The sequence below is a fragment of the Niveispirillum sp. FG156 genome (genome assembly GCF_057809555.1).
In genome coordinates, this window is the sequence record NZ_JBMDKE010000001.1 from 87,444 (window position 1) to 106,386 (window position 18,943).

General features: G+C 65.0%; 21 protein-coding genes. 19 read left to right on the plus strand and 2 right to left on the minus strand.

All coding sequences use genetic code 11. The annotated features are described in order from the left end of the window. The first annotated feature begins 93 nt into the window (after positions 1 to 93). Both mtaB and ftsY read left to right on the plus strand, forming a co-directional pair. Positions 94 to 1,290, plus strand: coding sequence for a tRNA (N(6)-L-threonylcarbamoyladenosine(37)-C(2))-methylthiotransferase MtaB (gene mtaB, locus ACODSP_RS00450; RefSeq protein ID WP_488963813.1), 1,197 nt, complete (start codon positions 94 to 96; stop codon positions 1,288 to 1,290). Next, complete coding sequence (gene ftsY / locus ACODSP_RS00455; protein WP_488963672.1) at positions 1,290 to 2,408, plus strand: signal recognition particle-docking protein FtsY; 1,119 nt, start codon at positions 1,290 to 1,292, stop codon at positions 2,406 to 2,408. The genes mtaB and ftsY overlap by 1 nt, the downstream gene beginning before the upstream one ends. Here the strand turns inward: ftsY and ACODSP_RS00460 are convergent. Continuing rightward, complete coding sequence (locus ACODSP_RS00460) at positions 2,380 to 2,598, minus strand: DUF2256 domain-containing protein (RefSeq protein ID WP_488963673.1); 219 nt, start codon at positions 2,596 to 2,598, stop codon at positions 2,380 to 2,382. The genes ftsY and ACODSP_RS00460 overlap by 29 nt on opposite strands. 9 nt (positions 2,599 to 2,607) lie before the next feature. Beyond that, positions 2,608 to 3,732, minus strand: a complete 1,125-nt coding sequence (locus ACODSP_RS00465) for a bactofilin family protein (protein WP_488963674.1) — start codon at positions 3,730 to 3,732, stop codon at positions 2,608 to 2,610. A 220-nt stretch (positions 3,733 to 3,952) separates the two neighbouring features. On the opposite strand from ACODSP_RS00465, the gene fabI reads away from it, so the two are divergent. The 17 genes from fabI to folP all read left to right on the plus strand — a co-directional run bounded on the left by fabI (position 3,953) and on the right by folP (position 18,938). Further along, a complete protein-coding gene (gene fabI / locus ACODSP_RS00470; RefSeq protein WP_488963675.1) occupies positions 3,953 to 4,723 on the plus strand; it encodes an enoyl-ACP reductase FabI in 771 nt (256 codons plus the stop codon). Between the two features lie 81 nt (positions 4,724 to 4,804). Next, positions 4,805 to 5,557: a YebC/PmpR family DNA-binding transcriptional regulator gene (locus tag ACODSP_RS00475; RefSeq protein ID WP_054167127.1), complete on the plus strand. Its 753-nt coding sequence runs from the start codon at positions 4,805 to 4,807 to the stop codon at positions 5,555 to 5,557. A gap of 24 nt (positions 5,558 to 5,581) precedes the next feature. Continuing rightward, positions 5,582 to 6,109: a crossover junction endodeoxyribonuclease RuvC gene (ruvC, locus tag ACODSP_RS00480; RefSeq protein WP_488963676.1), complete on the plus strand. Its 528-nt coding sequence runs from the start codon at positions 5,582 to 5,584 to the stop codon at positions 6,107 to 6,109. A gap of 62 nt (positions 6,110 to 6,171) precedes the next feature. Next, positions 6,172 to 6,432: a type II toxin-antitoxin system VapB family antitoxin gene (locus tag ACODSP_RS00485; protein ID WP_488963677.1), complete on the plus strand. Its 261-nt coding sequence runs from the start codon at positions 6,172 to 6,174 to the stop codon at positions 6,430 to 6,432. Position 6,433: 1 nt separating this feature from the next. Next, positions 6,434 to 6,862 carry a type II toxin-antitoxin system VapC family toxin gene (locus tag ACODSP_RS00490; RefSeq protein WP_488963678.1) on the plus strand — a complete coding sequence of 143 codons (429 nt, stop codon included), beginning with the start codon at positions 6,434 to 6,436 and terminating at the stop codon, positions 6,860 to 6,862. Then, positions 6,859 to 7,476 (plus strand): Holliday junction branch migration protein RuvA, encoded by a 618-nt coding sequence (gene ruvA / locus ACODSP_RS00495; RefSeq protein WP_488963679.1) that lies wholly within the window; start codon positions 6,859 to 6,861, stop codon positions 7,474 to 7,476. Before ACODSP_RS00490 ends, ruvA begins: the two co-directional genes overlap by 4 nt. Before the next feature lie 44 nt (positions 7,477 to 7,520). Next, complete coding sequence (gene ruvB, locus ACODSP_RS00500) at positions 7,521 to 8,603, plus strand: Holliday junction branch migration DNA helicase RuvB (protein WP_488963814.1); 1,083 nt, start codon at positions 7,521 to 7,523, stop codon at positions 8,601 to 8,603. After that, complete coding sequence (locus ACODSP_RS00505) at positions 8,596 to 9,090, plus strand: YbgC/FadM family acyl-CoA thioesterase (protein WP_488963680.1); 495 nt, start codon at positions 8,596 to 8,598, stop codon at positions 9,088 to 9,090. Before ruvB ends, ACODSP_RS00505 begins: the two co-directional genes overlap by 8 nt. A gap of 5 nt (positions 9,091 to 9,095) precedes the next feature. Continuing rightward, positions 9,096 to 9,830 (plus strand): protein TolQ, encoded by a 735-nt coding sequence (tolQ, locus tag ACODSP_RS00510; protein WP_488963681.1) that lies wholly within the window; start codon positions 9,096 to 9,098, stop codon positions 9,828 to 9,830. 1 nt (position 9,831) lies between these two features. Beyond that, positions 9,832 to 10,299: an ExbD/TolR family protein gene (locus ACODSP_RS00515; protein ID WP_054167134.1), complete on the plus strand. Its 468-nt coding sequence runs from the start codon at positions 9,832 to 9,834 to the stop codon at positions 10,297 to 10,299. Positions 10,300 to 10,318: 19 nt separating this feature from the next. Then, positions 10,319 to 11,242: an energy transducer TonB gene (locus ACODSP_RS00520; RefSeq protein ID WP_488963682.1), complete on the plus strand. Its 924-nt coding sequence runs from the start codon at positions 10,319 to 10,321 to the stop codon at positions 11,240 to 11,242. Beyond that, positions 11,242 to 12,606 carry a Tol-Pal system beta propeller repeat protein TolB gene (gene tolB / locus ACODSP_RS00525; protein ID WP_488963683.1) on the plus strand — a complete coding sequence of 455 codons (1,365 nt, stop codon included), beginning with the start codon at positions 11,242 to 11,244 and terminating at the stop codon, positions 12,604 to 12,606. The genes ACODSP_RS00520 and tolB overlap by 1 nt, the downstream gene beginning before the upstream one ends. 155 nt (positions 12,607 to 12,761) lie before the next feature. Beyond that, positions 12,762 to 13,259, plus strand: a complete 498-nt coding sequence (gene pal, locus ACODSP_RS00530) for a peptidoglycan-associated lipoprotein Pal (RefSeq protein WP_488963684.1) — start codon at positions 12,762 to 12,764, stop codon at positions 13,257 to 13,259. Positions 13,260 to 13,434: 175 nt separating this feature from the next. After that, positions 13,435 to 14,376, plus strand: a complete 942-nt coding sequence (gene ybgF / locus ACODSP_RS00535; protein WP_488963685.1) for a tol-pal system protein YbgF — start codon at positions 13,435 to 13,437, stop codon at positions 14,374 to 14,376. Beyond that, positions 14,373 to 15,680, plus strand: coding sequence for a tRNA lysidine(34) synthetase TilS (gene tilS / locus ACODSP_RS00540; protein ID WP_488963686.1), 1,308 nt, complete (start codon positions 14,373 to 14,375; stop codon positions 15,678 to 15,680). The genes ybgF and tilS overlap by 4 nt, the downstream gene beginning before the upstream one ends. Before the next feature lie 55 nt (positions 15,681 to 15,735). Further along, positions 15,736 to 17,667, plus strand: a complete 1,932-nt coding sequence (ftsH, locus tag ACODSP_RS00545; protein ID WP_488963687.1) for an ATP-dependent zinc metalloprotease FtsH — start codon at positions 15,736 to 15,738, stop codon at positions 17,665 to 17,667. A 281-nt stretch (positions 17,668 to 17,948) separates the two neighbouring features. Further along, the gene (folP, locus tag ACODSP_RS00550) at positions 17,949 to 18,938 is read left to right on the plus strand and encodes a dihydropteroate synthase (RefSeq protein ID WP_488963688.1); all 990 of its coding nucleotides are present in this window, start codon (positions 17,949 to 17,951) and stop codon (positions 18,936 to 18,938) included. The last annotated feature ends 5 nt before the right edge of the window (positions 18,939 to 18,943 follow it).

Consider the following 18,943-nt stretch of genomic DNA (forward strand, 5'->3'; position numbering starts at 1 on the left):
GGCGAGGGCGGCCCGCCGGAGGTGACCGGCGGGGTAGGGGAGCCGACGCTGGTTACGTTCGGTTGCCGGCTCAATGCATATGAGTCCGAAGTGATGCGCACGCGTGCGCGACAAGCCGGGCTGGATGATGTTGTCATCGTCAATACCTGCGCCGTGACGGCGGAGGCTGAACGGCAGGCGCGGCAGACCATCCGCCGCCTGCGCCGCGAACGGCCAGGATCAAAAATCATTGTCACCGGCTGCGCCGCCCAGGTCAGTCCGGAAAAGTTCGCGGCGATGGGCGAGGTTGACCATGTGCTGGGCAATGACGCCAAGCTGACCGCTGCCCCCTGGGCCGAGTTCGGCACGGGTCAGGCCGAGCGCGTCGTCGTCAACGATATCATGAGCGTGAAGGAAACCGCCGGCCACCTGATCCAGGGGATGGAGGGGCGGGCGCGGGCCTTTGTGCAGGTGCAGAATGGCTGCGACCATCGTTGCACCTTCTGCATCATCCCCTATGGACGCGGCAATTCCCGGTCGGTCCCGATGGGGGAGATCGTCAACCAGGTCCGCGCCCTGGTTGAAAGCGGCTATAACGAGGTCGTGCTGACCGGCGTCGACGTCACCTCCTATGGCGCCGACCTGCCGGGCAAGCCTTCGCTGGGGCAGATGGTGCGCCGCCTGCTGGCGCTGGTGCCCGACCTGCCGCGTCTGCGCCTGTCGTCGCTCGATGCTGTTGAGATGGATGACGATCTCTGGCGTCTGGTGGCCGAGGAACCGCGCCTGATGCCGCATCTGCACCTGTCGCTTCAGGCCGGCGACGACATGATCTTGAAGCGCATGAAGCGCCGCCACCTGCGTGGCGATGCCATCGCCTTCGCCGAAAAGGCGCGGGCTTTGCGCCCCGAGATGGTTTTCGGCGCCGACATCATCGCCGGCTTTCCGACCGAAACCGAGGAGATGTTCCAGAACAGCCTGGATATCGTGGAACAATGCGGCCTGACCTGGCTGCATGTTTTCCCCTATAGCCCGCGCCCCGGCACCCCCGCCGCCAAGATGCCGCAGGTTGCCGGCCCCATCCGCAAGGAACGCGCGGCCCGTCTGCGTGCCGCCGGCGACGCACAGGTTGCCCGTTATCTGGCTTCGCAGGTGGGTCGTTCCGCCAACGTATTGATCGAACGCAAGGGGCTGGGCCGCAATGAGGGCTTTGCCGAAGTGGCGGTTCCCGATCATTATGAACCCGGAACGATTATCCGCTGCACCATTACCGGCGTGGCCGGAACCCAACTGACCGCGCGAGTCCTCGACTGATGCTGAACTGGTTCAAGAAGAAGCCGACCCCGGAAGCCCCGGCCCCGCAACCGGCCCCCGCGCCGGCCCCCGTGGTGGAGCAGGTCGCTGTTGTGGAGTCGGTGGAAGCCGTGGAGGCGCCGGTCATTGTCGAGGCTGAACCGGTGGCCGCGCCGGCCCCGGCGGTCGCGGTGATCCCGGAACTGGAAGACCAGCCGGAAAAGAAAAGCTGGTTCTCCCGTCTGAAGGACGGCCTGTCCAAATCCACCAGCCGCCTGACCGAGGGCATTACCGGCATCTTCACCAAGAAGAAGCTGGATGATGAGGCGCTGGAGGAACTGGAAGAGCTGCTGATCCGTGCCGATCTGGGTCCCGTCACGGCGGCCCGCCTGACCGCCGGTCTGGCCAAGACCCGGTTTGGCAAGGAGGTTTCGGCGGAAGAGGTGAAGGATTACCTCGCCACCGAATTGCAGAAGATCGTCGAACCGGTGGCCCAGCCCCTGGTCATTGACGCGGGCAAGAAGCCGCATATCATCCTGCTGGTCGGTGTCAACGGCACTGGCAAGACCACCACCATCGGCAAGCTGGCCCGCCAGTTCCGGGACGAAGGCAAAACCGTTTGGCTGGCTGCCGGTGACACGTTTCGCGCCGCCGCTGTGGCGCAGTTGAAGGTCTGGGGCGAACGCACCGGCTGTCCCGTCGTGTCCCGCGATACGGGCGCGGATGCGGCGGGCCTAGCCTATGACGCGGTCGAACAGGCAACCAAGGCGGGCGCCGACGTTCTGCTGATCGACACGGCGGGCCGGTTGCAGAACAAGGCCGGTTTGATGGAAGAACTGCGCAAGATCGTGCGCGTCATCAAGAAGCTGAACCCCGAGGCGCCGCATACCACCCTGCTAACCCTGGACGCCACCACGGGCCAGAACGCGCATAGCCAAATCGAAGTGTTTAAGGACATGGTGTCCATTAATGGCCTTGTCCTGACCAAGCTGGACGGGTCGGCGCGCGGAGGCGTGCTGGTGGCGCTGGCGGAGAAGTTCAAGCTGCCGGTCCATGCCATCGGCGTGGGCGAGGGCGTGTACGATCTGCGCCCGTTTGAGGCGCGTGGCTTTACCCGCGCCCTGGTCGGGCTGGAGTAATGGCGGCACCGCCTGTCCGGTCCGGCACCTTGCCCCGCCGGCAGGCGTCGGAACAATATTTCACCTGTTCCCAATCGCGCGCCCATTTGCGCCGCCAGGTGAAGGGCCGGCCACATTGAATGCAGGTCTTGGTTGGCAGGTTGGTCTTGTGATGCATGATGGTCCTGTCAGGCACTGTCGCCCCTGACATGGCGCATCTCTACCCGACCGCCAGTCCCCCGCGCCGTCCATGGCGCAGATTTTCCGCCAGCGCGCCGATGCCGATGGCGGCGATCAGGGTCAAGGCGCAAAGGCCCGCAACCGGAACCAGGGGTAGGGCGGCCATGATAAGGGCGGCCAGGGCGTAGCGGCGCAGCAGCGGTGCCGCCGCCGCCCGTTCCATCCCCATGCGCCGCCGCCCAATCTTTACCGCCAGGGCAAAGCCGGTGATGACAATGCCCACGGGCAGGGCCAGCAGCCACAGGCCCAGCATCAGCACGCCCAGCGGAATGCCGATCACGCTGACCATCAGCAGGCCCAGCAGCAGGGGCGACAGCAGCAGGATGGCCGCGCCCAGCAGCAGGTGGCGCAGGGGATGGCGCGGCATGGCATCCGCCGCCCGCAGCACCGGACCCGGCAGCAGCCAGAGCAACCCGACACCCAGCAGGAACAGGGCCAGCGCCTTGCCTAGACTGCCCAGCATGGTCGGGCCTTCGTCCGGGGCGGATTGATAATGGTGGCGGACGGTGCCACCAACCTCCACCCCCGCCGGCACCTCCACCGCCATGGGGCCGTTATGGCGTAGGTCGCCCTCAATCGCCGCACCGGGGCGCAGTTCCAGCATGCCGGATGTCACCTCCAGATCGCCCGCCACCCGGCCCGTCACGATGACCCTGTCGCCGGTCAGATGCGCATCGCCATCCACCTGGCCCGACAGGGTTACCTCGGCACCATTGGCGATCAGGTCACCCGCAATGTGGGCTGTGGGGCCGATGGTCAGTTCCGCCGCGTTCAGCAGGGCGTCACCCGCCACATCGGACGTTACCGACAGGTCGAACGCCATGGCGGCCAGATCGCCCTCCACCGGGCCCTTGACCGCAAGATCGAAGCCGGCCAGCAGGGCGTCGCCGGACACAGGTGCCGTGACACGAAGGTCGAGACCCGCCGCGACGACATCGCCGGCCACCGGTGCGTCGACGGATATGGAACGCCCGGCCGCCACCAGATCGTCGGTAACCGGGGCAATCAGCCGTATCTCTGCACCCGTTTGCAGCTCAGCACCCGCCCATGCCGGACTACACAGGGTCAGCAACAGGGCGGCTTGGATCAGGATACGGGCAAACATCGGGACTTCCTGCCTTCTGGGGCATCGTGCGGACTGTTGATGATCGGCGGATTATCGTTACCGGCCAAGGTCCACCGGCCCCGGCCCGTCGGGGTTCCACCTTGATACAGGTCAGTTACAAGGCCGGGTGCCGCCCTGTAATGCAACGCCATATGGGGTTGATCGGGGGCCGGTTCCACCGCACCCTTGGCTTTGGTGCAATGCGGGATGAGGATGCGTGATGGCTCTGTTCGATCTTTCCGGCAAGCGTGGACTGGTGGTGGGCATCGCCAATGGCGCCTCCATCGCCTATGGCTGCGCCAAGGCCTTCAGGGCGCAGGGAGCCGATCTGGCCATCACTTACCTGAACGAAAAGGCAGCGCCGCATGTGCGGCCATTGTCCGACGAACTGGGTGCCGCGCTGTTCCTGCCCTGCGATGTGCGGGAGCCGGGGCAGTTGGAGGCGGTGTTCGAGAGGATCGAGGCGGAATGGGGCAAGCTGGATTTCCTGCTGCACTCCATCGCCTTCGCCCCGCGTGAGGATCTGCATGCACGGGTGGTCGATAGCAGCCGCGACGGATTCCTGATGGCCATGGATGTGTCCGTCCATTCCTTCATCCGCATGGCCAAGCTGGCCGAACCGCTGATGAAGGATGGCGGCTGTCTGATGAATGTCAGCTTCTATGGCTCTGAAAAGGTGGTGGAGCATTACAATCTGATGGGGCCGGTGAAGGCGGCGCTGGAGGCGGTGACGCGCTATCTGGCGGCGGAACTGGGTCCACAGGGTATCCGCGTCCACAGCCTGTCGCCCGGCCCGTTGAAGACACGGGCCGCCAGCGGCATTGACCGGTTCGATGAATTGCTGTCCCGCGCCGCCGAGCGGGCGCCGATGCGCAATCAGGTGACGATCGAGGATGTGGGCGCCTATGCCGCCTTTCTGGCGTCGGATGCGGCGCGTGCCGTGACCGGTGGGATCGAATATATCGATGGCGGCTATTCCATCGTCGGGTAGGGGTGCCCAAACCGCGCTGGATATGCTATCAAACCGCCAGTTTCAGCCCATATATCAAAACGATACAGCAAGGCGTTCCCCATGGCCGGTCATAGCCAATTCAAGAACATCATGCACCGCAAGGGCGCGCAGGACGCCAAGCGGTCGAAGATCTTCAACAAGCTGGCGCGCGAAATCACCGTCGCCGCGAAGTCGGGCCTGCCCGACCCGGCCATGAACCCGCGCCTGCGTGCCGCCATCCAAGCGGGCCGCGCCCAGAACCTGCCCAAGGACCGTATCGACCGGGCCATCAAGATGGGCATTCCGGGCAGCGCCGATGACACCAACTATGACGAGGTTCGGTACGAGGGCTATGGCCCCGGCGGCATCGCCCTGATCGTTGAGGCGCTGACCGACAACCGCAACCGCACCGCATCGGAAGTGCGCTCCGCCTTCACCAAGCATGGCGGGTCGCTGGGCGAAACCAATTCGGTGTCGTTCATGTTCAACCGCATCGGGCAGGTGACCTATCCGGCCAGCGTCGCGTCGGCGGATGATATGCTGGAAGCCGCCATCGAGGCGGGGGCGGAGGATGTGCAGTCCGACGAGCATGGCCATTCCATCATCACCGGCACCGACACGCTGGGTGAGGTGCGCGACGCGCTGGAGGCCAAGTTTGGTGCGCCGGAAAGTGCCAAGCTGACCTGGACGCCGCTGAACCTGCTGCCGGTGACGGCGGAGGACACGGCACAGACGCTGCTGAAGCTGCTGGACGTGCTGGAAGATAATGACGATGTCCAGACGGTGCTGGGCAATTTCGACATTCCGGCAGAGCTTCTGGAAAAGCTGGGCTGATTTAAGCGGGACCGGGGGGCCATCATGCCAGGACCGACGCCTGTGCGTATCCTGGGGCTGGACCCCGGTCTTCGCCATCTTGGCTGGGGCGTCATCGACGTGGCCGGCAACCGGTTGAGCCATGTGGCCGACGGCACCATCCATACTGACAGCGGTGATGATCTGGCAAAGCGGCTGCTGGAGCTGCATGAGGGCATCGCCGCCGTCATCGAACAATGGCAGCCGGACGAGGCGGCGGTAGAAGAGACGCTGTCCAACGTCAATCCGTCCTCCACCCTGAAACTGGGCATGGCGCGCGGCATCGCCCTGTTCAGTGCCGCCAAGGCCGGGCTGCCGGTGGAACAGTATCTGCCCATGGCCGTGAAGAAGTCCGTGGTCGGCACCGGCCATGCCGACAAGGTGCAGGTTCAGCACATGGTAAAGATGCTGCTGCCGGGCTTTCAGCGCTCCACGGCGGATGCGGCCGACGCCCTGGCCGTCGCCATCTGTCACGCCCATCACGCCCAGACGCGCCGCAAGGTGGACAACGCCATCCTGGGGATCAGACGGTAAGACGTTGCCGTTTTGTTCATATGGTGTAGAATTCTTCCCCAGCAGGAAGAAAGGGCCAGCCCATGGCGCTCAATATCAAGTCCCCGGAGGCGGAAAAGGATGTCCGCCGTCTGGCAGAACTGACGGGCGAAAGCCTGACGGAGGCCATGCACACGGCTGTTCGTGAGCGGCTGGAGCGGCTGTCGTCGGAAGAAGCGGCCTTGAAGGCCGCGCGCTGGGCCAAGGCGGAAGAAATCATCCGCCGCATCCAGGCCTTGCCGGTTCTGGACCCGCGCAGCCCGGATCAGATCATCGGGTATAATGAACACGGGACGTTCGACTGAAATGCGGATCGTCCTGGATACATCCGCCGTCGCCGCGTTCCTGTTTCGTGAAACCGATGCTGCACTCTATCTGGATGCCATGCGGCGTTCGGCGGGCATGGTGATCTCTGCCATGACCCTGTTTGAATTGCGCACGGTCCTGATGGGCCGCAACCCGGCTGCGGTGCGCGAACTGGACGAACTGATGGCTGTCCTTGGCATTGGTGTCGTACCGTTCGACGAGCAGCAGGCGGAGGAGGCGTTCGCCGGCTATAACCGTTTCGGCAAGGGGCGGGGCAGCAAGGCCAGCCTCAATCTGGGCGACTGTGCCGCCTATGCCTTGGCCCTTACCTTGAACGCCCCCCTGTTGTTCAAGGGCCAGGATTTCATCCATACCGATATCATCGCGGCGCTGCCCCTGCTGGTGCCCGAGGCGGGAGTGAACCAATGATCGCGAAATTGTCGGGGCTGCTGGACAGCACGGGCCTGGATTGGGCCATCATCGATGTGAACGGGGTCGGCTATCTGATCTCCGCCTCAACCCGCACCCTGCGGCGGCTGGGTAGCAATGGCAATGCTGTCTCCGTCCATACCGAGATGTGGGTGTCGGAGGACAAGATAGCGCTGTACGGCTTCGCCGACATCAATGAGCGGGACTGGTTCCGGTTATTGACGACCGTGCAGGGGGTGGGGGCGCGGGTGGCGCTGAACATCCTGTCGGTGCTGGCGCCCGACCGCCTGACCTCTGCCATTGCCGCGCAGGACAAGACGACGCTGTGTGAGGCGGATGGGGTGGGGCCGAAACTGGCTGCCCGAATTTTGAACGAATTGAAGGATAAGGTGGCAACGCTTGCCACCAGCCCGGTGGCGGCCACGCAGGTTCAAGGTACGGCGGCACAACCCGCCGTCAGTACGGCAGTTGGGGACGCGGTGTCGGCGCTGGTCAATCTCGGATATAAGCGGATCGAGGCGTTCACCGCCGTGAACAAGGCCGCCCAGAGCCTGGGTGCGGAGGCTGATGTCTCCGCCCTGATCCGGGCTGGCCTGAAGGAACTGAGCCAGTGAGCCGCAAGCCCAAGCCGGAGGCGGCCCCCCAAAAACCAGAACGCATGGTGGAACAGGACCGGATCGGCGGTGACGCCAGTACTGAGAATTCCATCCGCCCCTTGTCGCTGGGCGAGTTCATCGGCCAACGCCAAGTGCGCGAGAACCTGTCGCTGTTCATCCAGGCGGCCAAGGGCCGGGGCGAGGCGCTGGACCACGTGCTGTTGTTCGGGCCGCCGGGCCTGGGCAAGACCACGCTGGCCCAGATTGTGGCCAAGGAACTGAATGTCGGGTTCCGCGCCACCTCCGGCCCCGTCATCGCGCGGGCGGGCGATCTGGCGGCCCTGCTGACCAACCTTCAGCCGCATGACGTGCTGTTCATCGACGAAATCCACCGCCTGTCGCCGGCGGTGGAGGAAATCCTTTATCCCGCGATGGAGGATTTTCAGCTGGACCTGATCATCGGTGAAGGCCCGGCGGCGCGTTCCGTACGCATCGACCTGCCGCCCTTCACCCTGGTGGGGGCCACCACGCGGTCGGGCCTGATCACACGGCCGCTGCGCGAACGGTTCGGCATTCCGCTGCGCATGCAGTTCTATGAGCCGGAAGAGTTACAGCTGATCGTCAGCCGGGGTGCCCGCATCCTGGGCGTTGAGATGACGGATGAGGGTGCGCTGGAAGTGGCGCGCCGGTCGCGCGGTACGCCGCGTGTTGCGGGCCGTCTGTTGCGCCGGGTACGCGACATCTGTGGTGTGCAGGGGCTGGCGCTGGTCGATGCCAAGGCCGCCGACCGGGCGCTGACGCGGCTGGAGGTGGATCGGCTGGGCTTTGACGCCATGGACCGCCGCTATCTCACCTGCATCGCCGACCATTATGGCGGTGGGCCCGTGGGGGTGGAGACACTGGGCGCAGCGCTGGGTGAACAGCGTGACGTGCTGGAAGAAACCATCGAACCCTATCTGATCCAACAAGGGTTGTTGCAGCGCACACCGCGCGGGCGCATGTTGACCGACACGGGCTACCGCTATCTGGGGCTGCCGGTGCCGGCCACGCCGGTGCGGCAGCTGGATTTGCTGGGCGGCATGCCCACGGTGGGGAAGGGCAGTGCGCCGGTCGGCGACCTGTTTGACGGGGATGATGATGCCTGACGCGAGGATGCCGCCGGTCGGCTGGTGGGAGGGGACAAACCATGTCTTCCCGACCCGCGTCTATTATGAGGATACGGACGCCGGCGGCATCGTCTATCACGCCAATTACCTGCGCTTTGCGGAACGGGCGCGCAATGAGATGCTGCGCCTTTCAGGCTTTCCCCATGCCGCCATGGTGGCGCAAACAGGTGTGGCGCTGACGGTTCGACGGTGCGACATCGATTTTCGGCAACCCGCCCGTCTTGATGACGCGCTTGAAGTCGTCTCGCGAATTGTCGATATCGGCGCCGCGACATTGGATATCGAACAGGATGTACGCCGCGCTTCGGGCTTGGCCTGGGGCGGGGAAGAGGCTTCGACGGGACCGGCACCGCTGGTTCGCCTGGGCCTGCGTCTGGCGTGCATCAATGGGCAGGGGCGGCCCGTCCGCCTGCCGGCCGCCTTGCGGTCGGTGATGGTCAATATTTTGTCAAAAGGTCAGGACTGAACCCGATGTTTCCCACCCTTCTGCAAGCCGCCGCGCTCGGCGGTGAGGTCGCACCGGCCCATGAACTGACGGCGCTTGGCCTGTTTCTGCAGGCCGATTTCGTCGTGAAGCTGGTGATGCTGGGTCTGCTGGCGGCGTCGGTCTGGACCTGGGCCATCATCTTCAATAAGGCGACCAAGCTGCGCCGCATGAAGGCCGCCGCCGCCGATTTCGAGGAACAGTTCTGGTCCGGCGGCTCGCTGGATCAGCTCTATGACCAGGTGGCCCAAGCCCCGGCTGATCCGTTCTCCGCTGTGTTCGCCGCCGGCATGCGCGAATGGCGTCATGCCAATGAACGCGGCCTGTCTGCGTCGGGCGCCATGCGCGCCAACCTGATGCAGCGTATGGAACGCGTCATGTCGGTGACGGTGGGGCGTGAGATGGCGGACACCGAACGCTACATGACGGTGCTGGCCTCGGTCGGTTCCGCCGGTCCGTTCGTCGGCCTGTTCGGTACGGTGTGGGGCATCATGGGCGCCTTCACCAACATCGCGGCCCAGCAGAACACCTCGCTGGCCGTGGTGGCGCCGGGCATCGCGGAGGCGTTGTTCGCCACCGCCATCGGTCTGGTCGCCGCCATCCCCGCCGTGCTGGCCTATAACTACTTTTCCTCGGAGATCGGGCGTTTCGGCGACCGGCTCGACTCATTTGTGACAGAATTCTCCGCGATCCTGCAGCGTCATCTGGAAGAGCGGGGCTGAAATGGGGGCGAGCCTTCCTGGCAAGCAGTCCGGGCGCGGGCGGCGGCGTGGCCGCCGCGCCGCCATGTCGGACATCAATGTGACGCCCTTCGTGGACGTCATGCTGGTGCTGCTGATCGTGTTCATGGTGGCGGCGCCGCTGCTGACCGCCGGTATTCCCGTCAATCTGCCCAAGGGGGCGGCCCAGGCGCTGAAATCGGAAGAGGACCCTTTGTGGGTGACCGTCACGGCGGATGGCCGCATCTCGTTCAAGGACAAGAAGGTCTTTGATAATGAGATTTTCGCGCTGGCCGAACTGGCCCCGCGTCTGGCCATCGTCGCGGAGCAGACGCCCGACCGCAAGGTGCTGGTACGTGGCGACCGCGAGGCCACCTATGCCAGCATCGTGGATGTGTTGAGCGAGGCGCGCCGCGCCGGCCTGTCGGAGGCCAAGCTGGTCATCGAATCCGACGGTCGCGGCGCACGGTAAGGGTGGAAATCAACGCATCATGCGGACCACCCTGATCCTTTCCGGCATCCTGCATCTGGCGCTGATCATTCTGGCGCTGATTGGCCTGCCGCACCTGATCAAGAAGCGGGAGGTCATCCAGCTTCAAGAGGTGCCGGTCGAAGTGGTGGAGGTCGGCCCCATGACCATCGCCAAACTGGCGGAGCCGAACCCCAAGCCGTTGCCCCCGCCACCCAAACCGACCCCGCCCAAGCCGGAGCCGCCCCCACCGCCGCAGCAGGCCAAGGAAACCCCGCCGCCGCCGCCGGAAGTGAAGGTGCCGGAACCGCCCAAACAGGTGGCCGAGAAGCCACCCGAGCCTGAGCCGAAGCCGGAACCCAAACCGGAGCCCAAGCCCGAGCCGCCGAAGAAGGAAGAGCCGAAGCCGGAACCTCCCAAGAAGGAGGAACCCAAGCCGAAGCCGCCCGAACCGAAGAAGGAAGAGCCCAAGCCCAAGAAAGAGGAGCCGAAGCCCAAGCCGCCGGAGAAGACGCTGGACAGTGTTCTGAAGAACGTTGCCAAGCTGAAGACCGACAGCCCGCCTTCCAAGGAGCCGCCCAAGGAAACCTCGTCAGAGCCGCCGCAGCCGCTGGCCGCCAAGACGGGTGAGCGCTTGAGCATCAGCGAGGAGGACGCGCTGCGCCGTCAGATCCGCAACTGCTGGAACGTGCCGGTGGGGGCAAAGGGCGTGGAAACCATGCAGGCGGAAATCCGGGTCTTGTTCGACAGCAACCTGCGCGTCACAAATGTGCAGTATGTCTCGGGCACGGGTAATCCCAATACCGACCCGCATTTCCGGGCTTTTGTGGAATCCGCCTTACGGGCGCCGCTTTTGCCTGGATGTAATACGTTGAACATCCCGCGCGACAAGTACGGGGACAAAGGGTCCATCCTGATGAAGTTCAGCCCGAAGGATATGTTCTGATGCAAGCCAACGCTCTATTCTCCACGGGCGGCTGGCGGGTCGTCGGCCGCTTTCTCGCCCTGGTGGCGATGGTGCTGGCCGCCGGCTTCGCCGCTCCCGCCCGCGCCGAACTTGAGATCGACATCACGTCAGGCAATCCGACGCCGATTCCCATCGCCGTTACCAATTTCGCCGGTGACAACCCGAATGCCACCCAGATCGGGCAGAACATTGCCGGCGTCATTTCGGCCAATCTGGAGCGGTCCGGTCTGTTCCGTCCGCTGGAGCCGGCCAAGTTCGTGCAGACGCCGGACAGCCTGAAGGTCGGTGTCCGTTTTGCCGACTGGCGCCTGATCCAGGCCCAGGGTCTGGTGACGGGTACCGTCAGCCAGTCGCCCGATGGCCGCACCCGGATCGAGTTCCGGCTGTTCGACGTCACGGCAGGTCAGCAGGTCACCGGTCTGGCCTATACCGTCCAGGCCGATGGCTGGCGGCGAGTCGCCCACATCATTTCGGATGCGATCTATAAGCGCGTCACGGGTGAGGAGGGCTACTTCGATACCCGCATCGTCTATATTGCCGAGTCAGGCCCTGCGTTGCAGCGCGTCAAGCGTCTGGCGATCATGGATCAGGATGGTGAGAACCACCGTTTCCTGACCGATGGCCGCACTCTGGTTCTGACCCCGCGCTTCTCGCCCAGTACCCAGGAAATCACATATCTGAGCTACTTCAACAACAGGCCTCGGGTGTACCTGTTCAATATTGATACAGGCCGCCAGGAGGTGCTGGGTGATTTTCCGGGCATGACTTTCGCGCCGCGTTTCTCCCCCGATGGTAATAAGGTGATCATGTCGCTGGCCACGTCCGGCAACTCCGACATCTATACCTTGGACCTGCGCACCCGTCGCCAGACGCAGTTGACGAACCATCCCGGCATCGACACCTCGCCGTCTTTTGCGCCCGATGGCAGTAAAGTCGTGTTCGAAAGCGACCGTGGCGGTACGCAGCAGCTGTATACGATGAATGCCGATGGCAGTGATGTGAAGCGCATTACTTTTGGCCAAGGCCGTTACGGTACCCCTGTCTGGTCCCCCCGTGGCGATCTTATCGCCTTCACCCGACTGGCGGGGGACAAGTTCTATATCGGCGTCATTCGGCCGGATGGTACGGGTGAGCGACTTCTGACAGAGGCCTACCATGTCGAAGGGCCTACCTGGGCCCCAAATGGCCGAGTGCTAATGTTCTTCAAGGAAAGGCCTTCTGGACAGGGAGGCAAACAGCGCCAAGCCAAGCTATACTCAATCGACTTGACAGGGTTTAATGAACGGCAGGTCTTAACGCCTACCGATGCTTCGGACCCTGCATGGTCGCCCTTGATTCCGTGAGTGCGTCACCCTATTTTCGCAACGCAAGAACAGCGCTCAAATCCGTCGGGCCTGAAGATCGCTTCAATGCGACGTCCGGCTGTGGTTTACGCGGTTCCGTGGGGCAAACACGCACTTCATCTCTAATCTCGATTTCCACCTAGGGGGTCTCTCAAATGCGCTTCAAGATGCTCAGCCTCGTCGCGGTTGCCGTTCTGGCCACTGCCTGCTCCTCCAAGCCGGAACAGACGGCTCAGGCCACCACCGGCGGCACCGTCGCCGCTCCGGCCGCTCCGGCCAAGCCCTCGGGCCCGGTTCCCGGTTCCGCCGAAGACTTCATCGTCAATGTCGGCGACCGCGTGTTCTTCGGTTTCGACAAGTTCGACCTGACCCCGGAAGCGACCGCTACCCTGGATCGTCAGGCCAACTGGCTGAAGACCTACAAGTCCGTGACCATCACGCTGGAAGGTCATGCTGACGAGCGCGGCACCCGCGAATACAACCTTGCTCTGGGTGAGCGTCGCGCCAATTCGGTCAAGAACTACCTGACCGCCATGGGCGTCGAAGCTGCTCGCGTTCAGACCATCTCCTACGGCAAGGAGCGTCCGCAGGTCGTTGGTTCCAACGAAGCCGCCTGGACGCAGAACCGCCGTGGCGTGACCGTGATCAACTGATCCGGCACGACCGCCAAGGTCGAGGCGACAGCCTGAAGAAACGCCGTCCGGGAAACCGGGCGGCGTTTTCTTTTTGCGCGCCTTATTACTGCCTTACCGCCTGTGGACACTTCCGCCGTGCGGGCCTTCGCGGTAGGGTCGCGCCCATCGCAATCCTCGCCAACCGTTGGTCCCGATGATCCGACACCTGCGTTCCCAGAACCCGTATCCCCGCCGCCGCCTGACGCTGGCCGCCATCGCCGTTGCGGCGGTGTTGGGCACCTTGCCGGCTTCGGGCCAGTCCGACACGCGGGATATGGCGAACCGGCTGCAACGGCTGGAGAACGAGCTGGCGACGCTGAGCCGCGAGGTCTACCGCGGTGGCCCCCGCCCGCCCGCCAGCGGTGGGGCGGCCCCGGCCATGACCGGCAATGTCGCCGCCGATTTTGAGGTGCGCTTGCAGCGCCTGGAATCGGAGATGCAGACCCTGACGGGCCGGTATGAGGAAGCGGGCTTCCAGGTGGCACAGCTGCGTGAGCAATTGGCCAAGATGCAGCAGGATATTGAGTTCCGCCTTAGCCGTCTGGAACAGGGGCAGGGCGGTGGCCTGAGCGCCGGTGCCGCACCATTGGCGGGCGAGGCGGTTCATGCCGCAGAGCCGGCAGCGCCGGCCGCCCATTCCACGGGCAAGCCTGCTGCTGCCAACAGCAACGCCGCGCCGGCGGCGGGTGGGTTCAATCTGCCCAACGGGTCGGCGCAGGAACAGTACGACTTCGCCTTCAACCTGCTGCGTCAGGCCGAATACGACAAGGCGGAGCTGGCTTTCACCCGCTTCATCGAGGCCAACAGCGCCAGCCCGCTGGCCAGCAATGCCCAATATTGGCTGGGCGAATCCTTCTATGTGCGCGGCAAGTACAAGGAGGCGGCTGTCGCCTTCGCCGAGGGCTATCAGAAATATCCCAAGAGCACCAAGGCGCCGGACAGCCTGCTGAAGCTGTCCTTGTCCCTGTCGGCCATGAAGGCCAATGAGGATGCCTGTGCCGCCCTGACGGAACTGAACCGGACCTATAAGGCGACGGCACCGCAGACCATCCTGCGCCGGGCCGAGGCGGAGAAGAACCGTCTGAAGTGCAAGTGAGCGGCCCTATCGGGCCGGTCGCCTTTGACCGGCTGATGCAGGCCCTGGGGCCGTTCGAGTCGGCCCCCAATATTGCGGCAGGTGTTTCTGGTGGTGCCGACAGCATGGCACTGGCCCTGCTTCTGGCGACCTGGGTCGCTGCACGCGGGGGCACACTTCTCACCCTCACCGTCGACCATGGGCTGCGTCCCGACAGCGGGTCTGAGGCCGGGCAGGTTGCGGCCTGGATGGCGCAGCGTGGCATCGCCCACCGCATCCTGTCCTGGGACGGACCGAAGCCGGTGACGGGCGTTCAGGCCGGTGCCCGGCATGCCCGCCTGCGCCTTCTGGCCGATGCCGCGGCAGATGCGGGCATCCTGCATCTGGCCTTGGCCCATCATGCCGATGATCAGGCGGAAACCCATCGGCTGCGCGCCGACCGGTCCAGCGGCCCGCAGGGTTTGGCCGGCATGCCTGCCATCCGGGAGATGGAGCGGGTCCGCCTGATCCGCCCGCTTCTGCCTGTGGCCAAGGACCGGTTGGTCGCAACATGCGTGGCGGCGGGCCAGGCCTGGGTCGAAGATCCGTCCAACCGCAACCCTGCCTTTGCGCGCGCCCGTCTGCGCCTGTCGGAGTCGGTGGGGGAGGGGGACAAGCAGGCGGTCACCGCCGCTGCTGCCGTCCGGGCCAGGGAAGACGCCGAAACGGCCCGCCTGTTGGCGCTCCATGCCCGGTTTCAGCCGGAAGGCTGGGCGATCCTGGATCATGCGCTGTTCCAGCAGGAGAGGCGGATCGCCCAAGGTCTGGCCGCAACCCTGCTGCGCGCCGTTGGCGGGGCACCTTACCCGCCGGCACCCGCCGCCGTGGCCGATCTGGTGGACGGGCTGCGTGCAGAGCCGGGCAAGGGCCGCACGCTGGCCGGCTGTCAGTTCACGCCCATCACCGGCGGCTGGCGTCTGATCCGGGAGGCAAGGAACCTTCAAGGTCCCGTGACGTTGCAGGGTGGCGGCCCCCCCGTGATCTGGGATGGCCGATTCCGCCTTTGGGCCGAAGGGTTTGGGCAGTACACCGTCCAGGCGCTGGATGAGGCGTCCTGGCGCAGGGCTGTGGCACAAAGTCCCCGTTTGGCCCGGTCCGATCTGCCGGCGGCGGTCCGCTGGACCCTGCCGGTTGTCACGGAAGGGGATCGGCCATTGGCCATACCGCCAATGGCGTGGACGGCCCCCGACATCCCCGATCCGGGGGTGCATATGGTGCCATTAGTATCGGTTCCGGCAGTTCCCGCGCGGTTCGCTGTTGTCACCGCCATAGATGACATTATCTAATGGAAGGAGTTCCCCCAGGCCCGCCTGGGGGTGCGGTCGATGAAAGGTCAGGGCTGTGAATAATTTCGGTAAGAATCTGGCGCTGTGGCTGGTGATCGGGGTGTTGTTGATCGCCCTGTTCAACCTGTTCCAGACTTCCTCCACCCGCTCGTCGCAGTCCGGCATGGCCTATAGCGACCTGCTGGCCGAGGTGTCGCGCGGATCGGTGACGTCCGTCACGATCAAGGGTGACCAGATCACCGCCACCACCAATGACAATCGCAGCTTCTCCGTGACGGCCCCGCCCGGTTCCAACGTGGCCGACCGTCTGGTTGACAAGAATGTGCGCGTGTCGGTCGTGGCGGAGGATACAGGCCCCTCGCTCCTGTCCATCCTGCTGTCCTGGTTCCCGATGCTGCTGCTGATCGGCGTCTGGGTGTTCTTCATGCGTCAGATGCAGGGCGGTGGCGGCAAGGCCATGGGCTTTGGCAAGTCCCGCGCCCGCCTGCTGACCGAGAAGGTGGGCCGCGTCACCTTTGACGATGTCGCCGGCATTGATGAGGCCAAGCAGGAGCTGGAGGAGGTCGTCGACTTCCTGAAAGACCCGCAGAAATTCCAGCGCCTGGGCGGCAAGATCCCCAAGGGCGTGCTGCTGGTAGGGCCGCCGGGTACGGGTAAGACCCTGACGGCACGTGCTGTCGCGGGTGAGGCCAATGTGCCCTTCTTCACCATCTCCGGTTCCGACTTCGTGGAAATGTTCGTGGGCGTCGGTGCCTCCCGTGTCCGCGACATGTTCGAACAGGGCAAGAAGAACGCGCCCTGCATCATCTTCATCGACGAAATCGACGCCGTCGGCCGCCATCGTGGCGCCGGCCTAGGCGGCGGCAATGATGAGCGTGAGCAGACGCTGAACCAGCTGCTGGTCGAGATGGACGGGTTCGAGGCGAATGAGGGCGTGATCCTGATCGCTGCCACCAACCGCCCCGACGTTCTGGACCCGGCCCTGCTGCGTCCCGGCCGCTTCGACCGTCAGGTGGTTGTGCCCAACCCCGACGTGCTGGGCCGTGAGAAGATCGTGAAGGTCCATATGCGCAAGGTGCCGCTGGCGCCGGATGTGGACCCGAAGGTGATCGCCCGTGGCACCCCCGGCTTCTCTGGTGCTGACCTTGCCAATCTGGTGAACGAGGCGGCCCTGCTGGCGGCCCGCGCCGGCAAGCGCGTCGTCGGCATGGCCGATTTCGAATCCGCCAAGGACAAGGTCATGATGGGTGCGGAACGCCGCTCCATGGTGATGTCGGAGAAGGAAAAGAAGCTGACCGCCTATCACGAGGCGGGCCATGCCCTGGTGTCGCTGTGGGTGCCGGAATATGACCCGCTGCACAAGGTCACGATCATTCCCCGCGGCCGCGCCCTGGGTGTGACCATGAACCTGCCGGAACGCGACCGCACCAACTACACCAAGCGCGAGATGGAATCCCGTCTGGCGGTACTGTTCGGTGGCCGCGTGGCCGAAGAGATCATCTTCGGGCCGGAGAACGTGACCACCGGCGCGTCGAGCGACATCCAGCAGGCCACCCGCTGGGCTCGCGCCATGGTGGCCGAGTATGGCATGTCCGACAAGCTGGGCCGCGTGCGTTACAACGCCAATGAGCAGGAGGTCTTCCTGGGTCATTCCGTGGCACAGCAGCAGAACGTGTCGGAAGCCACCGCACAGCTGATCGACGAGGAAATCCGTCGCCTGATCGAGCAGGGCGAGAGCATGGCCCGCAAGCTGCTGACGGAGCGTCTGGACGATCTGCACAAGGTGTCAGAAGCGCTGCTGGAGTTTGAGACGCTGTCGGGCGAAGAGGTGAAGGCCATCCTGCGCGGTGAGCAGGTGGTGCGTACCGACCCGCCCGCCCCGCGCCCCCAGGCGCCGGAGCCGCCCAAGACCTCCAGCGGTCGCCGCGCCTCGGTTCCCACGTCGGCCAAGGACGGGATCGAGCCGGAGCCGCAGCCCGGCGTTTAAACGGGCGGTGATAGGTTGAGTGAGCAGACCCCCGGCGTGATGAGCGTCGGGGGTTTGTTGTTTTCGCAAGCGGCTGGTTTCATCGGCTCGGAGGTTGCTCCCTCACCCTCCCAAGCCTGGCGGCTTGGGCCCCTCCCTCTCCCACTTTCGTGGGCGTGGGGCGGAACTTTTCCCCTCGCCCACGAAAGTGGGAGAGGGAGGGGTCCGTCGGCGTTAGCCGATGGGAGGGTGAGGGAACGCCGATCGAACCGAAAAGCGCCCCATACTCAAGAGCACGTCTCATGCACCGCCCCCTCGCCATCCTCTCCGGCCCCGCCGCCCGCACCGCCGTTGCTACCGGACAGGCCCGTCCGCTGGCCGGCGGTCCGTTGGCCTTTGCGCTCGCCGAGACACCAGCCGGCATCGTTCCCGCCACCACGCTGCCCCCCGACCATCCGCTGACCGCTGCCCGCGCCCCCTGGGCCGGTTTCGACCTTTCGCGGCCTGTTATCATGGGCATCGTCAATGTCACGCCCGACAGCTTCTCCGACGGTGGTGACCATGCCCAGGCTGATGCGGCCATCGCCCATGGTCGCCGGCTGCTGGCCGAGGGGGCCGATATCCTGGATATCGGTGGCGAGTCGACCCGACCGGGCGCAGAGCCGGTGCCGGTGGAGACGGAGATTGCGCGGGTGGTGCCCGTCATCCGGGCGTTGGCTGCGGAAGGGGCCGTGATCTCCATCGATACCCGCCACGCAGCCGTGATGAAGGCGGCGGCGGCTGCGGGCGCGCGGATCATCAATGATGTCACGGCCCTGACCGGCGACCCGGACAGCCTTTCCGTTGTCGCCGCAACGGGCCTTCCCGTCGTCCTGATGCACATCAAGGGGGAGCCGCAGACCATGCAGGTGGCCCCCCGCTACGACGATGTCACCGCCGAGGTGTTCCATTGGCTGTTCGCCCGCATCGACGCGGCGGTGGCGGCGGGGATCGCGCGCGACCGGATCGCCATCGATCCCGGCATCGGATTCGGCAAGGACCTGGGCCATAATGTCGACCTGCTGGCCCGCACCGCCGCCCTGCATGGGCTGGGCTGTCCGATCCTGATCGGGGTCAGCCGCAAACGCTTCATCGCTTCCCTGTCAAAGGGGGAGGCACCGAAGGACCGGGTGGCTGGCTCCATTGCCACGGCGCTGCATACGCTGGGGCAGGGGGCGCATATCCTGCGCGTGCATGACGTGGCCGCAACGGTGCAGGCGGTCGCCGTGTGGCAGGCCCTGCAATCGGCGTGATATAG